General features: G+C 42.0%; 4 protein-coding genes. 1 reads left to right on the top strand and 3 read right to left on the bottom strand.

From position 1 onward, the window contains the following. A partial coding sequence (locus tag MED222_RS14650; RefSeq protein ID WP_009846314.1) for a MipA/OmpV family protein occupies window positions 1-666 on the top strand: 666 nt, incomplete at its 5' end. Between the two features lie 109 nt (window positions 667-775). On the opposite strand, the gene MED222_RS14655 is transcribed toward MED222_RS14650, so the two are convergent. The 3 genes from MED222_RS14655 to MED222_RS14665 all read right to left on the bottom strand — a co-directional run. Continuing rightward, a complete protein-coding gene (locus MED222_RS14655) occupies window positions 776-1276 on the bottom strand; it encodes a YfbU family protein (protein ID WP_009846313.1) in 501 nt (166 codons plus the stop codon). Between the two features lie 221 nt (window positions 1277-1497). Beyond that, window positions 1498-2238 carry a pyruvate formate lyase 1-activating protein gene (gene pflA / locus MED222_RS14660; RefSeq protein ID WP_009846312.1) on the bottom strand — a complete coding sequence of 247 codons (741 nt, stop codon included), beginning with the start codon at window positions 2236-2238 and terminating at the stop codon, window positions 1498-1500. A gap of 163 nt (window positions 2239-2401) precedes the next feature. Next, a partial coding sequence (locus MED222_RS14665; protein ID WP_009846311.1) for a lipid A-modifier LpxR family protein occupies window positions 2402-2776 on the bottom strand: 375 nt, incomplete at its 5' end.

Raw genomic sequence — 2776 nt, 5'->3', positions numbered from 1 at the left:
GGCGTTGCCGCTTCTTATTCTCCTGCTGTCTATAAAGAGACGCCGTCAAATCGTACGGTGATTCCCATGATTGGTTATGAAGGTGAGCATTTTTTCATGCGTGGATTCAGTGCGGGTTATCGCTTGCTACCTGCAGGTTCACCACAGAATATTGTGTTTAGAGCGGTTTATGATCCAAGAACATTAAAGCCAAGTGACTCTGATAATGCTGATATCCAGAAGTTAGATGAGCGTAAAGCGTCGGTGTTGGGAGGTGTAAGCTATCAAGTGATTACATTGGTCGGTATGTTTGAAGCGACAGCGGGCTCAGACTTAGGGTTTAGGCACAATGGCATCTATGCAGAAGCGGCATGGCGCCTACCAATTCGTCGTAATGGCTGGGCGATTACACCATCTATTGGTTACTCGTATAACAGTAAGCGTTTGAATAATCACCTGTACGGAGTGAGTTCATCGGAAGCGGCGAGAACCAATTTAGATGAATTTGACGCTGACTGGGATGGCCAATACTTTATTGGCTTAGGTGGTTATCTGCATGTGACGCCAAATGTTCGAGTAACCGGCGGTGTGCGTTATACCAACCTTGAAGGTGATATTGAAAATAGCCCAATACTTGAAAGTGGCATTAACATGGCCGCTAACGTCGGTGTCGCTTATGTATTCTAGGTGCTTTGGCTTATCGCTTTATATATGAATATTAAAAAAGGGTTACTCATGATGAGTAACCCTTTTTTTGAAATTTTATAAGCCTAGTTAAAGCTAATCTTCTAATGCACTAAGCACTAAATATTTGAGATAGCTCTGTCGCACATAGGTGGTACTGACGAGGGCAGTTACGCCACGTTGTTAGCATGCGACGGTACTTTTCTAACATTGGCATTTGACTATTGAAGTGGTGATCTGCTTTGTCAAATTGAGGGTAAAGTCCTTCAGAGTCAACAAGGAAACGCACGTAATGTACGATTTGTGCTTCAGAAGCGATATCGAAACCTAGGAATTGTAGACGACGTTGGTCGACTTCCGCACGCTCTTGATCTGCAAGCATTTTATTCGACTCTTGCATCGCATGGTACATCTCCATAATGTCGATAATTTCGCGACATTCTGCTTCAGTTAAACAACCAAATTCTTTGTTAAGCTCACGCATTTGGAGTTCGTAACCACGTTCTACAATCGTTTGTAGACGCTGGTATTTAGCTGAGTTCTCAGGATCCATTTGAGACATTAGGTAGTATTGATTTGATAGAATTAGACGCTGAGCATTGGTCATTTCCATGGGAGGAACCTCACTAAAAAACTAAATGTTATATTATTTTGTTGCAGTAAGAGTAACAGCATTCCTAAGAGTGGAAACATGATCTCAACACGGATTTAATATGATTTTTTGAATTGATAAACAAAAGTTGTAAAGAAAAGTGAAAGGATTGTTTTAACCAAAAAAGAAAACGCCCCAATCGAAATTGAGGCGTTTGAAATCACTATTAACGTAAGTCTAAATTAGTATTTTACGTTTGAATGGTATTGACTGAGGATAGCAACAATCTCGTCCATTTTTTCTTTGCTTGGCGGATTTGTACCTTCAAGAGGGTAGTCGTGACCCAATGCTTCCCACTTATGAGCACCTAGCTTGTGGTATGGAAGCAGTTCTACTTTTTCGATGTTATCCATGTCCTTAATGAATTCACCCAGAAGATGCGCATCTTCTGGCGTATCTGTGTAGCCAGGAACAATCACATAACGAATCCACGTCTTCTTACCTATTTTGTGTAGGTAGCGTGCAAAATCCAGAGTACGTCGGTTTGATACACCAATGAAATCGTGGTGAATTTCATCTCGCATATGTTTAAGATCCAGCATTACCAGATCAGAGGCTTCTAGTACTTCATCGACCACTTCAGTGTGTTTACGAATATAGCCATTAGTATCAAGACAAGTGTGGATGCCTTCAGCTTGAGCCGCGCGGAAAAAATCACGAACAAACTCAGGTTGTAGCATCGCTTCGCCACCTGAACAGGTGATACCACCGCCAGAGGCTTTCATGAAATGACGGTATGATTTTGCTTCGTTAATGATCTCTTCGACCGTTACTTCCTTTCCGTCATGAAGATCCCATGTATCGCGATTATGGCAGTACATACAACGCATTAAGCAGCCTTGAAGAAACACAATAAAGCGGATACCAGGGCCATCGACAGTACCACAAGATTCGAATGAGTGAATGCGACCAGTTGTAGACATGAGCTATTCTCGTATAGGAATTTATACCGTTTATTTTATTACAAAAACGGTACATAAAATAGGGTCAAATGGTAACTAGGTCTTTAAAAATAAAGACAATCACCTGTGAAGATGATTGCCTTTATTTAACTTGAAAAGCAGGCGGTGAAAGCCTTTTCTATGGCTAGAAGAAAGCAAACATAGTGATGCCACCAGTACCGTACACTGACTTTGTTGCTTCTTGGTAATCGGGTGTTTTTGCGGTAAGTGCGAAAGATGCACCAACGTATTGGTTATACCAAGCAACACCAAGTATCGCTGTCGCTTGAATGTTCTCTAAAGTGACATCGTAGATCGCAGGATCTTGGCCATTTTTCTTTGCATAATCATTAACACCGGAACGATCCCCTTCGACAGTCAGGTCATTAAATCGGTAACGCCCTTCAAGACCTGCGTAAGTAAACCAACCTGTATTTGAAGCACCTATCATGCCTGCTTTGAATGGGTTTTCTGTGCTGATGTTCGCTGCGCCAAAGTTGCCGCCCAAGTCAGTACCCCA

The organism is Vibrio sp. MED222, assembly GCF_000153005.1.
GTDB classification, from domain to species: Bacteria; Pseudomonadota; Gammaproteobacteria; order Enterobacterales; family Vibrionaceae; genus Vibrio; species Vibrio tasmaniensis_A.
The sequence above is the reverse complement of the archived record's forward strand: the minus strand, read 5'-3'. Positions and strand labels throughout refer to the sequence as shown.